This window comes from Sphingosinicellaceae bacterium, assembly GCA_019285715.1.
Taxonomy (GTDB): domain Bacteria; phylum Pseudomonadota; class Alphaproteobacteria; order Sphingomonadales; family Sphingomonadaceae; genus Glacieibacterium.
This window is the reverse complement of record CP079108.1, coordinates 1665384-1680672: the sequence shown is the minus strand read 5'-3', so window position 1 is coordinate 1680672 and position 15289 is coordinate 1665384. Positions and strand designations below refer to the sequence as shown.

17 protein-coding genes are annotated in these 15289 nt (G+C 66.0%); 8 read left to right on the top strand and 9 right to left on the bottom strand.

The genetic code is table 11. From position 1 onward, the window contains the following. Window positions 1-83: 83 nt before the first annotated feature. Window positions 84-806, bottom strand: a complete 723-nt coding sequence (locus tag KX816_07805; GenBank protein QXQ07884.1) for an MBL fold metallo-hydrolase — start codon at window positions 804-806, stop codon at window positions 84-86. A gap of 92 nt (window positions 807-898) precedes the next feature. On the opposite strand from KX816_07805, the gene KX816_07800 reads away from it, so the two are divergent. Next, a complete protein-coding gene (locus KX816_07800) occupies window positions 899-1183 on the top strand; it encodes a hypothetical protein (protein ID QXQ07883.1) in 285 nt (94 codons plus the stop codon). A 9-nt stretch (window positions 1184-1192) separates the two neighbouring features. On the opposite strand, the gene KX816_07795 is transcribed toward KX816_07800, so the two are convergent. From KX816_07795 to KX816_07780, 4 genes are all read right to left on the bottom strand, one after another. Beyond that, window positions 1193-1816 carry a hypothetical protein gene (locus KX816_07795; protein ID QXQ07882.1) on the bottom strand — a complete coding sequence of 208 codons (624 nt, stop codon included), beginning with the start codon at window positions 1814-1816 and terminating at the stop codon, window positions 1193-1195. A gap of 47 nt (window positions 1817-1863) precedes the next feature. Continuing rightward, window positions 1864-2205: a DUF4935 domain-containing protein gene (locus KX816_07790; GenBank protein QXQ07881.1), complete on the bottom strand. Its 342-nt coding sequence runs from the start codon at window positions 2203-2205 to the stop codon at window positions 1864-1866. 14 nt (window positions 2206-2219) lie between these two features. After that, the gene (locus KX816_07785) at window positions 2220-3275 is read right to left on the bottom strand and encodes a ribonucleotide-diphosphate reductase subunit beta (protein QXQ07880.1); all 1056 of its coding nucleotides are present in this window, start codon (window positions 3273-3275) and stop codon (window positions 2220-2222) included. A 284-nt stretch (window positions 3276-3559) separates the two neighbouring features. Continuing rightward, window positions 3560-5452 carry a ribonucleoside-diphosphate reductase subunit alpha gene (locus KX816_07780; GenBank protein ID QXQ07879.1) on the bottom strand — a complete coding sequence of 631 codons (1893 nt, stop codon included), beginning with the start codon at window positions 5450-5452 and terminating at the stop codon, window positions 3560-3562. Window positions 5453-5916: 464 nt separating this feature from the next. On the opposite strand from KX816_07780, the gene KX816_07775 reads away from it, so the two are divergent. From KX816_07775 to KX816_07760, 4 genes are all read left to right on the top strand, one after another. Beyond that, window positions 5917-6168, top strand: coding sequence for a hypothetical protein (locus tag KX816_07775; GenBank protein ID QXQ07878.1), 252 nt, complete (start codon window positions 5917-5919; stop codon window positions 6166-6168). 87 nt (window positions 6169-6255) lie between these two features. Beyond that, on the top strand, window positions 6256-6849 hold the full coding sequence (locus KX816_07770) for a phosphatase PAP2 family protein (GenBank protein ID QXQ07877.1): 594 nt from the start codon (window positions 6256-6258) through the stop codon (window positions 6847-6849). Between the two features lie 165 nt (window positions 6850-7014). Then, a complete protein-coding gene (uvrB, locus tag KX816_07765; protein QXQ07876.1) occupies window positions 7015-9222 on the top strand; it encodes an excinuclease ABC subunit UvrB in 2208 nt (735 codons plus the stop codon). A 105-nt stretch (window positions 9223-9327) separates the two neighbouring features. Then, on the top strand, window positions 9328-10353 hold the full coding sequence (locus KX816_07760; protein QXQ07875.1) for a PAS domain-containing protein: 1026 nt from the start codon (window positions 9328-9330) through the stop codon (window positions 10351-10353). 6 nt (window positions 10354-10359) lie between these two features. Here KX816_07760 and KX816_07755 read toward each other — a convergent pair whose 3' ends face one another. Beyond that, complete coding sequence (locus KX816_07755) at window positions 10360-10668, bottom strand: hypothetical protein (GenBank protein ID QXQ07874.1); 309 nt, start codon at window positions 10666-10668, stop codon at window positions 10360-10362. Window positions 10669-10796: 128 nt separating this feature from the next. Here KX816_07755 and KX816_07750 point away from each other — a divergent pair, with 128 nt between their 5' ends. Together KX816_07750 and KX816_07745 are read left to right on the top strand one after the other, a co-directional pair. Then, window positions 10797-11276, top strand: coding sequence for a sterol desaturase family protein (locus tag KX816_07750; GenBank protein ID QXQ08454.1), 480 nt, complete (start codon window positions 10797-10799; stop codon window positions 11274-11276). 5 nt (window positions 11277-11281) lie between these two features. Next, window positions 11282-11740 (top strand): hypothetical protein, encoded by a 459-nt coding sequence (locus KX816_07745; protein QXQ07873.1) that lies wholly within the window; start codon window positions 11282-11284, stop codon window positions 11738-11740. Here KX816_07745 and KX816_07740 read toward each other — a convergent pair. From KX816_07740 to sseA, 3 genes are read right to left on the bottom strand one after another with little or no spacing between them, the layout of a single operon-like run. Continuing rightward, on the bottom strand, window positions 11734-12675 hold the full coding sequence (locus tag KX816_07740) for a phytoene/squalene synthase family protein (GenBank protein QXQ08453.1): 942 nt from the start codon (window positions 12673-12675) through the stop codon (window positions 11734-11736). The genes KX816_07745 and KX816_07740 overlap by 7 nt on opposite strands. Further along, window positions 12666-13874 carry a cystathionine beta-lyase gene (gene metC, locus KX816_07735; protein ID QXQ07872.1) on the bottom strand — a complete coding sequence of 403 codons (1209 nt, stop codon included), beginning with the start codon at window positions 13872-13874 and terminating at the stop codon, window positions 12666-12668. Before metC ends, KX816_07740 begins: the two co-directional genes overlap by 10 nt. Then, complete coding sequence (sseA, locus tag KX816_07730) at window positions 13871-14713, bottom strand: 3-mercaptopyruvate sulfurtransferase (GenBank protein ID QXQ07871.1); 843 nt, start codon at window positions 14711-14713, stop codon at window positions 13871-13873. The genes metC and sseA overlap by 4 nt, the downstream gene beginning before the upstream one ends. A gap of 125 nt (window positions 14714-14838) precedes the next feature. Here sseA and queF point away from each other — a divergent pair, with 125 nt between their 5' ends. After that, window positions 14839-15288, top strand: a complete 450-nt coding sequence (gene queF / locus KX816_07725) for a preQ(1) synthase (GenBank protein ID QXQ07870.1) — start codon at window positions 14839-14841, stop codon at window positions 15286-15288. The last annotated feature ends 1 nt before the right edge of the window (window position 15289 follow it).

The window sequence follows — 15289 nt, the reverse complement described above, 5'->3', positions numbered from 1 at the left end:
CTAACCCAGCAGTCCGACTTCCGGGTTCGCTGGGTCCCGGGTCAAGCCGGGATGACAAGGGCGCGACGACCGCGCCAGCCCGCCTAGCCCCGCGCGAGCACCGCGTCCGCGACATAGGCGTTCGACCGCCGCTCGGCCGCGAAGGTCGACATCGCGCCATGCCCCGGGATGAAGGCGGTCTGCCCGCCGAGCGGCCACAGGCGCGTCGTGATCGCGTGGATCAGGTCGGCATGGTTGCCCTTGGGGAAGTCGGTGCGCCCGATCGAGCCCTGGAACAGCACGTCGCCGACGATCGCGAGGTTCGACGGCGCGTGGTGGAAGATGACGTGCCCCGGCGTGTGGCCCGGGCAGTGGTGGACGTCGAGAACCAGCTCGCCGACCGTCACCGTGTCGCCCTGCCCCAGCCAGCGGTCGGGCGTGAACGCGGTCGCGCCGACCATGCCGTACTTGAGGCCGCTCTCCGGGTTCGAGTCGATCCAGAACTTGTCGTCGGGGTGCGGCCCCTCGATCGGCACGTCGAGCTGCTCCGCCAGCACGCCCGCCATGCCGCAATGGTCGATATGGCCGTGGGTGATCAGCAGTTTCTCGATCGTCACGCCCTGCTTGTCCGCGACCGCCAGCAGCCGGTCGAGGTCGCCACCCGGATCGACGAAGGCACCGCGCATCGTCTTCGTGCACCACATCAGGGTGCAGTTCTGCTGGAGCGGAGTCACCGGCACGATCACGGCCTGCAGCGGCGGCACGGCTTTCGCGGGCGTCGCGGCGGGCGGGGGCGTCGGGGAGCGGGGCAGAGGCGAGTTGGTCATGCCAGCGGATTTGGGGCAGCGGGCCGGACGAGGCAAGGCTTCGCTCCGGGCTTCGCTCTGGCGCCGCGCTGCGTTCCTGCTATGTTCCGCGGATGTTTCCCGTTCCCGAACCCCGGCCCGAGGCCCTGACCGTCGACCAGCTCGCGCCGCGCGGCCTCGAGCTCCGCGTCACCTGCCGCTCGTGCCGCCACTCGACGCGCATCCCCGGCCCGGCGATCGTCGAGCTCCTCGCCGCCCGTCGCCGCGGCCCGACGCTGAGCGAAGCCGCCCGCATCCTGCGCTGCTCGATGTGCGACGCGCGGCGGCCCGAGGTGCGGGCGCTCAAGGTGGCGGGGGCACGGGAGCGGGCGTTGGAGCGAAGGGAGGCTAGGGATTAGGTTGTGGTGTCAGAATGGAGCTTTGAAGTAATCAGACAGCTCATCAAGCTCTGCATCCATTTCAAATGGCACATCTACAAAGAACTTTGTGTACAGCTTCTTCATAAAATTAGATACATCAGAATCGTCTATTATCCAATGAACTTGACTGTTGTCGATAGCTGCCCTGAATATGCGTATCGCATCATCAGAATTTATTTCGTCAAAAGCATCATCCAGAGTTTCGATCGCCGAATGAGTGACAGTAAAGTTTGTCGCATTTACGAGCTTATTAATTGCGTCGTTTTTTATCACATCTTTCGGAAACTTGATCTCCGGAAAATGCCTTTTAGCAAACTGCCCCAGACTGTTATAAAGTAGAACGCTAGATTTCTTGTGCATATACCATTCACGTTCAATAATCCGTGATGGAAGCAATTTGTCTACCTTGCTACTGTAGTCTCCGTCTCTCGTTACAATGTGAATATCATTCCCCTCAGGGACTTCGTTTATCAAGCTTTCCCAATTCATCTGGTCACCAAGCGAATTAGATTTTCCTGGTGGGTTACCAATGTCTCTTCTCAATCTCGCCTTATCTACGACATCATCAGACTGCTTGATGCGCTTTCCAAGCCTTAGCAATTCGATAACCAATTTATCTGCTCTTATTTCCTTGTCAAGGACATCCTTGCGAACTTTGGCTAGCAGTTCGCTCCTGACCTTTTCGCAAACTTTAAGAGCAGCGACGAGTTCTGCCGTTTCGCTGTAATGCTCAATAAACGTGGAGTCTGCGATATGTATTTTACTTTTTCCAAATCTTCCAATGAAGAGTGAATTTGATTGTCACTGTTCCTCAGGTATTCCCACACCAGTTGTTCCGTGACGTATAAGACAATCTTCCCGGCCGAGATCAAAGCAGCAAATTTCTCCGCTTCTGTTAAGCTGTCATCGGTGAATCCGAACAGTCTAATAAATATGTTCGTGTCGATAAACAGGTGAAGTGTCGCGGGAATGACTGCTCCCACCTCTTTTGCTACTGCCACCTTCGTGCCAACCCCTACTCCGCCGCCACGCCCAGCAACCCGCCCTGCGCGCCGTCGTCCGCCTCGTTCGCCGCCGGAGCGCTCGCGAACTTCGCGGCCTTGCGCTTGTCGAAGGCGTCCCAGACTTCGTTCCAGTTGCCCTTGGTCGCGGCCTTTGAATATTCGGTAGCGCGGGCCTCGAAGAAATTGGCATGCTCGACGCCGTTGAGGAGCGGGCTGAGCCACGGCAGGGGGTGCTCGTCGATCATGTAGATCGGCTTCATGCCGAGCTGCTTGAGGCGCCAGTCGGCGGTGAAGCGCACGTACTTCTTGATCTCGTGCGGGGTCATGCCGGTGACCGGGCCCATCTCGAACGCCAGGTCGATGAAGGCATCTTCCAGGCGAACCGTCATCTGGCAGACGTCGGCGATATCGTCCCGCAGCTTGTGCGTCAGCACGCCGGTCTCGGCGCAGAAGGCGTGGAACAGCTTGATGATGCCCTCGCAGTGCAGCGACTCGTCGCGGACCGACCAGGTCACGATCTGCCCCATGCCCTTCATCTTGTTGAAGCGCGGGAAATTCATCAGCATGGCGAAGCTGGCGAACAGCTGCAGCCCCTCGGTGAAGCCGCCGAACATCGCCAGCGTGCGCGCGATATCGCCGTCGTTGTCGACGCCGAAGCGGCTCATGTAATCGTGCTTGTCGCGCATTTCCTTGTAGTTGAGGAACGCGCTGTACTCGCTCTCGGGCATGCCGATGGTGTCGAGCAAGTGGCTGTAGGCGGCGATGTGGACCGTCTCCATGTTGCTGAACGCGGTCAGCATCATCTTGACCTCGGTCGGCTTGAACACCCGACCGTATTTGTCGTGGTAGCAGTCCTGGACCTCGATGTCGGCCTGGGTAAAGAAGCGGAAGATCTGGGTCAGCAGGTTCTTCTCATGCTCGCTGAGCTTCTGCGCCCAGTCGCGGCAATCCTCGCCGAGCGGCACCTCCTCCGGCATCCAGTGGATCTGCTGCTGGCGCTTCCAGAAGTCGAACGCCCACGGGTATTCGAACGGCTTGTAGCTGTTGGAGGCTTTGAGGAGGGACATGGTCGGGTCGCCTTACACTTTCGTAATTGTCATCCCGGCGGACGCCGGGACCCAGTTTTGATCAAGCTCGACTTCGGTTCGATGCGGCCCCACGCAAGCTGGGTCCCGGCGTTCGCCGGGATGACAACGAGGGGGTCGGCATCGCGTTCATTCGCCCATCATCCGCGCCGGGTAAGCGAGGGGCCATGCGCGCGCGTCGTGGAATGCGCAGGCACGGCCCCTCACCCGCCCGCCGGTGCGGCGTGCACCGGCAGGTCCCGCGAACTTGCGTCCGCGGGGGCGCCTTACTGACAGGCAAGGCACTCGTCATAATCGTTTGGCGCGAGCTCGAGCTGGCGCAGGTCGGGGGTGTTGTCGGCCTCGACGCCGCCGGCGAACCCGGCGCGCTGGATCGACTTGGAACGCAGGTAATACAGTGACTTGATGCCCAACTCCCAAGCCCGGAAGTGAAGCATCAGCAGGTCCCACTTCTCGATGTCGGCGGGCAGGAACAGGTTCAGCGACTGCGCCTGGTCGATGTACGGGGTGCGGTCGCCGGCCAGTTCGAGCAGCCAGCGCTGGTCGATCTCGAACGCGGTGCGGTACACCGCCTTCTCGTCGGCGCTGAGGAAGTCGAGGTGCTGGACCGAGCCGCCCTGCTCGAGGATCGAGTTCCACACCGCGTCGGAGTTCTTGGACTTGGTGCCGAGCAATTTCTCGAGGAACGGGTTGCGGATCGAGAACGAGCCCGACAGCGTCTTGTGGGTGTAGATGTTGGCCGGGATCGGCTCGATGCAGGCCGACGTGCCGCCGGTGATGATCGAGATCGACGCGGTCGGGGCGATCGCCATCTTGCAGCTGAAGCGCTCCATGACGCCCATGTCGGCGGCGTCCGGGCACGGCCCACGCTCGACCGCGAGCTGCATCGAGGCTTCATCCACGCGCTCACGAACATGGCGGAAGATCTTGAGGTTCCACGACTTTGCCATCGCGCCCTCGAACGCAATCCCGCGCGCCTGGTAGAAGCTGTGCAGCCCCATGACGCCGAGGCCGACCGAGCGCTCGCGCATCGCGGCGTAGCTGGCGCGCGCCATCTCGGGCTCGGCGCGCTCGATATAGTCGCTGAGCACGTTGTCGAGGAAGCGCATGACGTCCTCGATGAAGACCTTGTCACCCTGCCAGTCGTCCCACATCTCGAGGTTGAGGCTCGACAGGCAGCACACCGCGGTGCGCTCCTTGCCGTACTGGTCGATGCCGGTCGGCAGCGTGATCTCCGAGCACAGGTTCGAGGTCGAGACCTTGAGGCCGACGTCGCGCTGGTGCTTGGGCATGGCGTTATTCACGTGGTCGACGAAGACGATGTACGGTTCGCCGGTCGCCAGCCGGGTCTCGACCAGCTTGGTGAACAGGCCGCGGGCGTCGACGGTGGCGCGGCGCTCGCCGGTCTTCGGGCTGGTCAGATGCCACTCGTCGCCGGCGCGGACGGCCTCCATGAACTTGTCGGTGACGAGGACGCCGTGGTGCAGGTTGAGCGCCTTGCGGTTGAAGTCGCCGCTGGGCTTACGGATTTCGAGGAATTCCTCGATCTCGGGGTGGTTGATGTCGAGATAGACCGCCGCCGAGCCGCGCCGCAGCGAGCCCTGCGAGATCGCGAGGGTGAGCGAGTCCATGACCCGTACGAACGGGATGATGCCGCTGGTCTTGCCGTTGAGGCCGACCGGCTCGCCGATGCCGCGGACATGGCCCCAATAGGTGCCGATGCCGCCGCCGCGCGCCGCCAGCCAGACGTTCTCGTTCCAGGTGCCGACGATCTGCTCGAGGCTGTCGCCGACCGAGTTCAGATAGCACGAGATCGGCAGGCCGCGCCCGGTGCCGCCGTTCGACAGCACCGGCGTCGACGGCATGAACCACAGCTTGGACATATAGTCGTAGAGGCGCTGGGCGTGCGGTGCATCGTCGGCGTAGGCGGCCGCGACTCGCGCGAACAGGTCCTGGTAGGATTCGCCGGGCAGCAGGTAGCGGTCCTTCAGCGTCTCGCGGCCGAAGTCGGTGAGCAACGCGTCGCGGCTGCGGTCGACCTCGACCGGGAAGCGCCACGCCATCACCGTCGTCGAGTCGCGCTTTGCCGCCTTCACGTCGGGCCGCTCGTTCTCGCTGGCGCCTGCGTCGGCGGTGATCGTTCCCGCGCTGAAGTCCATCACTCTCTCCACTTTGTCTCTACCCGTTGGGCCGTTCCGGAGGCGCTGTCACCTGCTGGCAACAAAGCATCCCCGATATCCACAGCGGGCACAATGTTCTATTTTCGTTCTCATGCGGCGGGAACAGCGCGTGGCCGGTCGGATCGATCCCGAAGCTACCACGGCTTGTGTCTGTCCCCGTTTTCCCCGCTACGAATAGTGCCTGATCGCTGCCGAGACGCAAGCCTGAATATAGGAATTCTGGAGTTGCGAACAAGGTCAACACCTTGGCCGGCGATACCAGATGCGGCACCTGAACCGGACAGCCGACGCTGTAAACGGAGCGTCAATTCCATTGGCGATGCGAGTCAGCATCGCGCGAATCTGAACGTTACGGAACAGACGCGTTCGGCCACGCTTAATGTCATTGCGCCGACAAGCGCCAGGCCGGCGGATCAACCAGACCGGCCAGAGGGAGAACGCACATGAAGCTCGCACTCATCGCACTTGCCGCGGTCATCGCGGTTCCGGCTACGGCGCAGATGACGACCTCGTCGACGACGACGACCAACAAGCACACCACCGAGACGACTCCGGTGGTCAAGGTCGTGCATCACACCGCCAAGAAGCGTCATCATACCGTGCATCACAAGGCCGCGGCGACCCACACCAGCTCGGCGACGGTCAAGACGCCAGCCGGTACGACCACGACGACCGCGACGACGACCAAGCAGTAAGGTGAGCAGCGCGCTGCCCGTCGCCCTGGTGGCGGGCAGCCGCAACCAACCCAGACGCGAACAGCGCACGCTTGACGAGAGGGCGGCATGGCCGATCCGGTAGCAAAGATCGAGGCGGCGGACATCGCCGTCGCCAAAGCGACCGCACCGGTCGAGGAGACCCTTGTCGGCCGGCTGGTCGGCAAGCTCGGCGCGCTCGGCGACCAGCCGCCGCTGCGGATGCTGTGCGGCGGCATCATCGTCGCGGGCGCGTGGCGCGGCGACTCGCGGCTGGCGGGCACGGGCTTGCGGATGCTGGCGGCGCACACGCTCGCGACCGGGATCAAGACGCTGGTCAAGTCGCAGGTCGACCGCACGCGGCCGTCGCTGCTGGTCGAGGATGGAGAATACGAGGCGCATCCCGGCGACAGCGACGACCACGACCGGACCTCGTTTCCGTCGGGGCATACGGCCGGGGTGGTGGCGGTCGCGACGGTGTTTGCGCGGGCTTATCCGGAGCACGCAGGCGAGGCGCTCGCCACCGCCGGCTTCCTGTCGCTGGTCCAGGTGCCGCGCCGGGCGCATTTCGTCTCCGATGTCGCGGCGGGCGCGGTGGTCGGGCTGGTCGGGGCGGCGGTGGTCGGCCTTCTACCCTCCCCCCTCGGGGGGGAGGGACAGGCTGCGTCTTCGCAGCCAGGGTGAGGGCCCCGGCCGCTCCCTTTGAGTGAGCTGGCACAGGGGCCTATTCGAAGCATCCCCTCCCTGCCCTCTCCCTGGCTGCGAAGACGCAGCCTGTCCCTCCCCCTTGAAGGGGGAGGGTGGCAAGTGCCACTGGAACAAATCGCGTCCGCGGCCCATATTGTCCGCATGGCCGCAATCCAGATCCGCACCTCGCTCGCCGAGCCCGAGAGCACCGGGCCGTTTACGCCGCACCGGCCCGCCCGACCCGAAAAGTCGGAGGGCGGCAAGCGCTTCGAGCTGGTCACCGACTACAGCCCGGCGGGCGACCAGCCGGCGGCGATCATGGAGCTTGTCGCCCAGGCGGAGGCCGGCGAGCGCGACCAGGTGCTGCTCGGCGTGACGGGGTCGGGCAAGACCTTCACCGCCGCCAAGGTCATCGAGGCGGTGCAGCGCCCGGCGCTGGTGCTGGCCCCCAACAAGATCCTCGCGGCGCAGCTGTACGGCGAGTTCAAGTCGTTCTTCCCGAACAACGCCGTCGAGTATTTCGTCAGCTATTACGACTATTATCAGCCCGAGGCGTACGTGCCGCGATCGGACACCTACATCGAGAAAGAATCCTCGGTAAACGAGGCGATCGATCGGATGCGGCACTCGGCGACGCGCGCGCTGCTGGAGCGCGACGACGTCATCATCGTCGCCTCGGTGTCGTGCCTGTACGGGATCGGCTCGGTCGAGACCTATTCGGCGATGACCTTCAGCCTCAAGAAGGGCCAGACGTCGGATCGTCAGGAGATCATCCGCAAGCTCGTCGCGCTCCAGTACAAGCGCAACGAGGCGGCGTTCGCGCGCGGCAACTTCCGGGTGCGGGGCGATTCGCTGGAGCTGTTCCCGTCGCACTACGAGGACTCGGCGTGGCGGATCGGCTTCTTCGGCGACGAGATCGAATCGATCGTCGAGTTCGACCCGCTGACCGGCAAGAAGATCACCGACCTGCCGTCGATCAAGGTCTACGCCAACTCGCACTACGTGACCCCAGGTCCGACGCTTAAGCAGGCCAGCGAGGCGATCCGGCACGAGCTGACCGAGCGGCTCAAGGAGATGAACATCGAGGGCAAGCTGCTGGAAGCCCAGCGGCTCGAGCAGCGCACCAACTTCGACCTCGAGATGATCGCGGCGACCGGCAGCTGTGCCGGCATCGAGAACTACAGCCGCTTTTTGACGGGCCGCCTGCCCGGCGAGCCGCCGCCAACCCTGTTCGAGTACCTCCCCGAGAATTCGCTGCTGTTCGTCGACGAGAGCCACGTCACGGTGCCGCAGATCGGCGGCATGTCGCGCGGCGACCACCGGCGCAAGCTGACATTGGCCGAGTACGGCTTCCGCCTGCCGAGCTGCATCGACAACCGCCCGCTGCGCTTCGAGGAGTGGGAAGCCATGCGCCCGCAGACGGTGTTCGTGTCGGCGACGCCGGGCAAGTGGGAGATGGAGGCGACCGGCGGCGTCTTCGTCGAGCAGGTCATCCGGCCGACCGGGCTGGTCGACCCGCCGGTCGAGATCAAGCCGGTCGAGGACCAGGTCGAGGACTGCATTGCCGAGGCGCGCAAGGTTGCCGCCAACGGCTACCGCACCCTCGTCACGACGCTGACCAAGCGCATGGCGGAGGACCTGACGGAGTTCATGCACGAGGCCGGACTGCGCGTGCGTTACATGCACAGCGACGTCGAAACCCTTGAACGCATTGAGCTGATCCGCGACCTGCGGCTCGGGGTCTACGACGTGCTGGTCGGCATCAACCTGCTGCGCGAGGGGCTGGATATCCCGGAATGCGGGCTGGTCTGCATCCTCGATGCCGACAAGGAGGGCTTCCTGCGCTCCGAGACCTCGCTGATCCAGACGATCGGGCGGGCCGCGCGCAACGTCGAGGGCCGCGTCATCCTGTACGCCGACCACACCACCGGCAGCATGGAGCGCGCCATCGCCGAGACCGGTCGGCGGCGGACGCGGCAGGAGGCATACAATCTCGAGCACGGCATCACGCCGACGACCATCAAGCGCAACATCTCCGACGTGCTGGCGGATGTCTCGCAGCGCGACAGCCTGACCGTCGACACCGGCGACGAGGAGACCCCGCACCTCATCGGCCACAATCTCAAGGCCTATATCGCCGACCTCGAGAAGCAGATGCAGAAGGCGGCGTCCGACCTGGACTTTGAGATCGCCGCCGCCGTCCGTGACCAGATCCGGCGGCTCGAGCAGGACGAACTCGGCCTGCCGCCCGACCAGCGCAAGGCCCCGGTGCAGGGCCGCAGCATGGGCGGCGCACCCGGCACGCGGACGACGCGGTTCGCCAAGATGAAGCAGAAGTCCAGCAAGCGGTTCGGGGGCGCGCGGCGTTAAGAAGGCGCCATTCTAGTACTAAATCGCACATAGCATTTTCGTCGCACGTGAACCCGACGGCGACTCGACGCGTTCAGCCTGCTCCCGGTAGCGACGGAGCCGATCTTGACCACCCAGTCCGCCAATCTCGCGGTTCACGACGCTGCCGCATCGGCGGACGCCGTACTGCCCGATCGCCGCGATTTGGCGCTGCTCGCGGTCGAAAAGACCCGGATGCCGATGGTGGTCAGCGACGCGCGCCAGGCCGACAATCCGATCGTACTGGCCAACCAGGCCTTCCTCGACCTGACTGGCTATACCGCCGGGGAGATCATTGGGCAGAATTGTCGCTTCATGCAGGGTCCCGAGACGTCGCAACTGGCGCTCGCCCAGATCCGCGACGACATCGTCAACCGGCGTGATAGCCTCGTCGAGATCCTGAACTACCGCAAGGACGGCTCGACGTTCTGGAATCAGCTCCACATCAGCCCGCTGTTCGACGATCAGGGCGAGCTCATCTACCACTTCGCGTCGCAGCAGGACGTTACCCGCAATCACGATGCGATGACGCTTGAAGCGGGCGAGATCGCGCTGCTGCGCGAGGTCGACCACCGCGCCAAGAACGCCCTCGCGCTGGTCCAGGGCATCGTCCGGCTCAGCCGCGCCGACAATGCCAGCGACTATGCCGCCGCGGTCCAGGGCCGGGTCGACGCGCTGGCGCTCGCTCACAGCCTGCTTGCCGATCGGCGCTGGCAGGCGGTGCCGCTCGACAGCCTCGTCGCGGGGATGATCCGCGGCATGGGGCTGACGCAGGTCTCCGCGGAGGGTCCCGCCGTCGGTATCGCGCCCGGGCAGGTTCAGCCGCTGGCGCTGCTCCTCCACGAGTTGCTCGGCAACGCGCTGCGCCACGGCGGGCTGTCGGTGCCGGAGGGCAAGCTCGAGATCGTCTGGCGGCCCGATCCCGGCCATGTCGCGATCACGCTCAGCGAAAGCGGTGGCCCCAGCCCGGCGGAGGATCGCCCGCCAGGCTTCGGCCTGACCGTGATCAACGCCGTGACTGCGCGCCAGCTGCGCGGCAAGGTCTCGTTCGACTGGCAGCCGACCGGGCTTACCAGTGAGGTGACGATTCCCTGGGAAGCGTCGGTGGCCTGAAGCCGCTCAGATCGCGCAGCTCAGGCCCGCCCTGACCACCTGCGACACCAGCTTCGGATCGCCCGACCGGTTGAGCTGGTCGAGAAACTGGTCGAGCGTCAGCTTGCCGACGCGGTCGGGGTTGTCGAGCTTCGACAGCTCGCTCAACCGCTGGAGCTGGGCGCTGTCGAGCCGGTCGGCAAGCCGCGCACCCATGCACTTGGCCTGCCGCTGATGGACGCCGTGCTTGAGCAGTGCCTCGGTGATCCGGTCGGCGGGACTGGCGCAGGACGCCAGCGCCAAGGCGGCCAGGATAACGAACAGGGCGATACGCATCGGCACTTCCTGCGGCATGGTTGCGACGTGCAAAGCCGTTCTGCGCTCACTATACAGGCGGCGTGACCGGAGCCACCCCCTTGCACCCTGCCCTCGGCGTCCTGCTGTTCGTCGGTACCGTCGCCTTCATGGAAGGCTTTGCCTACGTCGCCCATCGCTGGGTGATGCATGGCTTCTTGTGGTCGCTGCACAAGTCGCACCATGAACCGCGTCACGGCGCGTTCGAGAAGAACGATTGGTTCGCGGTGATGTTCGCCGCCCCGGCGATCACGCTCATCGCGCTCGGCGTCTATGGCGGGATGCCGGCGCTGACATGGATCGGGGCCGGCATCACAGCGTACGGCGCGATCTACGCCGGCTTCCACGATGTGCTGGTGCACCGCCGCTTCCGCCACAGCTGGAACCCGCAGGGTCGCTACATCAAGCGCATCGTCCAGGCGCACCGGCTCCACCATGTCGTCGAGAGCAAGCACGGCACGGTCAGCTTTGGCTTCCTCGTCGCGCCGCCCGTGCGGACATTGCTGGCTCAGCTCGAAGCCAGTGGCGCAGGCAAGATCCGGGGCGCGAAGGTCCGCGAGATGGCATCGACCGAGCCGGTCGCCGGCTAGGCTGGGTGCTGGTCAGGATCGACACGGTCCTGCTGGCACCGCTTGAACGCATCGCTGCCGAAGTGCTGCGGCCCCGGCTGCTCGAGTATATCGCCGCGCCGCTGGTTCACTTCACGCCGCTCGAGCCGGCGCGGTTTCCAGAGCATTGGGCCGAAGGGCGCTGGCGGGTCGCGATCCGGCTGTTCGGCGTGTTTCCGCTGGGAAGACAGTGGATCGTCATCACGCTTCCCGCTACCGGCACCGGCGAGTTCCGGGTTCGCGATAACGGCACGGGCGACCTCGCGCGGCGTTGGGATCACCTGATTATCCTGCAGCGACGCGCGGATGGCAGCACCAATTACCGCGACGAGGTCACCGTCGCCGCCGGGCTCCTGACCCCGTTCGTGTGGGCATTCGCCGCGCTGTTCTACCGACACCGCCAGCGCCGCTGGCGCCGGCTGGTGGCGCTCGACTTCGCCTACTGAGGCCGCGTCCAGAGGCCTTCGCGCGATGGTGCCGGAACCGGCTGGTTGCGCTTCCGCCTGAGCGCCTGCCCGAACGCCAAGGCCACGGCACCCAGCTTGGCACTGCGCGATGTCACCACTCGGTCCTCGAGCGCCGCCTCGCCGCCGTCGCGGACCTGCCGGCCGATGTCGCCGTAGATCCTCGCCGCCGCCAGCACCGCCCACGCCGCGCGGGTCGGCAGGGCGGCGGCCCCGTAGCGGGCGCTCGCTTCATAGTCCTCGGCGGCATTGACCAGCCGGGTGACGAGGCGGGAAAGCTGCCGCCGGTTGGGCGGGAACGAGTAGCTGTTGGGCTGCAGGTTGACCGAGGCCAGCCAGTCGTCGGGGATGTAGCGGCGGCGCTGCATCGAATCCTCGACGACGTCGCGCGCGATGTTGTTGAGCTGGAAGGCGATGCCGAGGTCGCTGGCCCGGTCGAGCGTCGCATGGTCGTCGGGCAATACCCCCATGACCACAGCCATCATCACCCCGACGCAGCCGGCGACGTGGTAGCAATAGGTCAGCGTGTCGTCGAAGGTCCGGAACGGGCGCTGCTCGACATCGATGCGAAAGCCCTCGATCAGGTCGAGCGGATAGCGCTCGGGCATGTTGGTCGCGGCGGCAACGCGGGCCAGCGCCTGGAAAGGCATCTCCGGCGGCGGCTTGCCAGCCAGCGCGGCGCGGGTGTCGGCCTCGAGCCGGGCCAGTCGCGCGGCGGGCGTACCGTCGCGCTCGACCTGCCCGAAACCGGCGGCCTGCCCGTCGACAACGTCATCGCAGTGCCGGCACCAGGCGTAGAGCAGAGTAGCGAGGTCACGCTCGGCGGGCGCGAACAGCTTCGAGGCGAGCGCGAAGCTCTTCGATCCGGCGGCGATGCTGGCCTTGGCGGCGACGAGGACGGCGTCGGTCACGCGAATTGCGCGGTGTAGCGCGCGAGGCCCGCATCGAGGTCCGCGATCAGGTCGGCGACGTCCTCCAGGCCGATGTGCAGGCGTACCAGTGGCCCGGCGCTCTCGAAGCGCGTCGCGGTGCGGACGCGGTTGGGCTCGACCGGCAGGATCAGGCTCTCGAACCCGCCCCAGCTGAAACCGATGCCGAAATGCGCGAGGTGGTCGATCAGCGGCCCGGTGTCGGCGCGCGTGCCCTGCCTGAGCGTGAAGGCGAACAGCCCGCTCGCCCCCTTGAAGTCGCGCGCCCAGAACTCGTGGCCGGGGCAGCCGGGCAGCGCCGGATGGATGACCCGCTCGACCGCCGGGTGCGTCTGCAGCCAGCGCGCAACGGCGAGGCCATTCGCCTCGTGCTCCGTCATCCGGAGTGCCAGCGTCCGCAAGCCCCGCAGCGCCAGCGCCGCGTCGTCGGGCGCGACATGCTGCCCGAGCCGGTAGGTGGTCTCCTTGAGCCGCCCCCACCACGCCGGGGCCGCCGTCACCGCGCCCATCATCAGGTCGCTGTGGCCACCGACATACTTGGTCACGGCCTGCATGCTGAGGTCGATGCCGAGGCCGATCGCGGGCAGCAGCAGTGGCGTCGCCCAGGTGTTGTCGAGCACCGTCGCCAGGCTGCGCGCCTTCGCGACCGCGACGATCGCGGGCACGTCCTGCACCTCGAAGGTCAGCGAGCCCGGCGCTTCGAGCAGGATAGCGCGCGTATTCGGCCGGACCAGCGCGTCGATGCCCGCGCCGATCATAGGATCGTAGTAGGTCGTCTCGACGCCCATGCGCTTGAGCACGCGGTCGGCGAACAGCCGCGTCGGATCATAGGCCGAATCGGTGACCAGCAGGTGATCGCCCGCCGAAACCACCGTCAGCAGCGCCGCCGCGAGCGACGCGACCCCGCTCGGGAACAGCTTGGTGCCCGCCGCGCCCGGTTCGAGCCCGGTCAGCGCTTCCTCCAGCGCCCACTGGGTCGGCGTGCCGCGACGGCCGTAGTTGAGGCCGTCGTCGGGTGCCTTGATGCTGGCATCGAGCGCGGCGAGGCTGTCGAACAGCACCGTCGAGGCGCGCCACACCGGTGGATTGACGACGCCGCGGTGTTCGTCGGCGTAGGTCCACTCCCTGCGCCGCCCAGCCTGCGCGAGGCGGGTCGCGGGGCCGTAGTCGCCCGGACCCTTGCTCACACCGCTCCGGTGACGACCGGGTTCGACGCGGACGCGCCCCACTCCGCCCAGCTGCCGTCGTAGAGCGCGAGGTTCTTGGCCCCGAGCAACGTCGCGCCGAAGTAAATGACCGACGCGGTGACGCCCGAGCCGCAGGTGGTGACGATCGGCTTGCTGATGTCGACGCCCGCCTCGGTGAAGGCTGCGGTCAGCGCGTCGCCCTGCTTCCAGGTGCCGTCGTCATTGAACAGCTTGGCGATCGGCAGGTTCTTGGAGCCGGGGATGTGGCCGCTGCGCAGGCCCGCACGCGGCTCCGGCTCGGTTCCGGTGAAGCGCCCGGCAGAACGCGCATCGACGATCTGCTCGGCTTTGGAGCGCAGGATGTCGTGCATCTGCGCCTGGGTGCGGACCGACTTCTTGTCGGCCCAGACGGTGAAATGGCGATGGCGGACGATCGGCCGCCCGGACTCTATGGCGCGGCCCTCGGCCTGCCACTTGGCGAGACCGCCATCAAGGATCGAGACTTCGTGCGCGCCGAACAGGGTCAGCATCCACCACGCCCGCGCCGACGAGTGCAGCGGCGAATTGTCGTAGACGACAATGCGGCTGCCATCACCGAGGCCGAGCGCCTGCATTCGGCTCGCGAACTTCTCAGGGAGCGGCAGCATGTGCGGCAGCTCGCTCGAATTATCGACGATCTCGTCGAGGTCGAAGAACACCGCGCCCGGGATATGGGCAGCCTCGAATGCGGCACGCGCCTCGCCGGACTCGCCCGGCGGGATCAGCGTCGCATCGATGACGCGAAGGTCGCTCTTGCCGATCTCGGCCGCGAGCCATTCGGTCGTCACCAAGGGGGTCATCGATTACTCCTGCTGGTCGGCGTCAGCCCGCCGATCATCGGGACGCAATAGCGGGGGCGGTGTGCCGTGTCACCCCGCTTGGCCGGGCCACTTGGCCGAGGCGACGCAGCGGTTTAGAGGGAGCGATGACCGAACCGCTTCACCTGGGCCGCCCCAGCGCCCTGCCCGCCTCGCCCGACGTGGCCGTGCTCGACTATCCCGCCAACCCGCGCGCCGGCACCGATTACCTGGTGCGCTTCGCGGTGCCGGAGTTCACCTCGCTGTGCCCGGTCACCGGCCAGCCCGACTTCGCGCACCTGGTCATCGACTTCTGCCCGGCCGCGACCATCGTCGAGTCGAAGTCGCTGAAACTGTTCCTCGGATCGTTCCGTAATCACTGCGGTTTCCACGAGGACGTGACCGTCGGCATCGGCCAGCGGCTGGTGGCGGAAATGGCGCCCAAGTGGCTCCGCATCGGTGGCTACTGGTACCCGCGCGGCGGCATCCCGATCGACGTGTTCTGGCAGTCCGGGCCGATTCCCGCGGGGCTGTGGGTCCCGGACCAAGGCGTGGCGGGGTACCGTGGGCGGGGGTGAA